This is a genomic window from Natrinema soli (genome assembly GCF_028618695.1).
This window is the reverse complement of the sequence record NZ_JAQIVI010000151.1, coordinates 330-1,097: the sequence shown is the minus strand read 5'-3', so window position 1 is coordinate 1,097 and position 768 is coordinate 330. Positions and strand designations below refer to the sequence as shown.

Below are 768 nucleotides of genomic sequence, written 5' to 3'. Positions count from 1 at the left end.
AGGGAGGGCGAGCCGGCCGACGAACTCGGGCGGCTCGCGGCGCTGGCCGGGATCGCGATGCCGAACTTCTGGCTCGGCCTCATCCTGTTGTTCGTCTTCAGCGTCCGGCTGGGCTGGTTTCGCGTCATCCCGCCGGACGCGCCGCTGGCCAGCCTCACGATGGCGAAGTTCATGTTCCTGCCGACGATCACGCTCGGGACCGCTTCGGCCGCGCTGATCACGCGCCTGTTGCGGTCGTCGATGCGCCGGGAACTCGAGGCGACCTACGTCCGGACCGCGCGTGCGAAAGGACTCTCTGAACGAACGGTAATCCTGAAACACGTCCTGCGAAACGCCCTGCTTCCGGTCGTCACCGTCGCCGGCCTCCAGCTCGCGTTTCTCGTCGACGGTGCAGTCGTCGTCGAACAGATATTCTCCTGGCCGGGCATGGGGCGGCTGCTGGTCCGGTCGATCCTCCGGCGTGACTACACCGTCATCCAGGCGACCGTCCTCGCCATCGGCGTCGCGATCGTGTTCGCGAACCTGCTCGTCGATGTCGTCTACGCGATCCTCGATCCGCGGATTCGATACTGACCAATGAGCGACCGACATCCCACCACCCAGCGCGGCCGAATTCGCATCGTCGGCTTCGACGACGCCGTCGCGGACCGGCGGGACGCTACCGGGGAGGATCAACGGGACGGTGCCGAGGAGCACCAACAGGATGGTGCCGAGGAGCACCAGCGGGACAGAACCGGGGATGCCGTCGGCGACGACGGCATCCCAGCG

At 67.1% G+C, this 768-nt stretch carries 1 protein-coding gene and 1 pseudogene; both read left to right on the top strand.

The window, feature by feature from the left end; translation table 11 throughout:
- A partial coding sequence (locus tag PGX04_RS11095) for an ABC transporter permease (protein ID WP_273738561.1) occupies window positions 1-573 on the top strand: 573 nt, incomplete at its 5' end.
- Window positions 574-576: 3 nt separating this feature from the next.
- Window positions 577-768: pseudogene (locus tag PGX04_RS11090) on the top strand (ABC transporter permease); the annotation flags it as partial.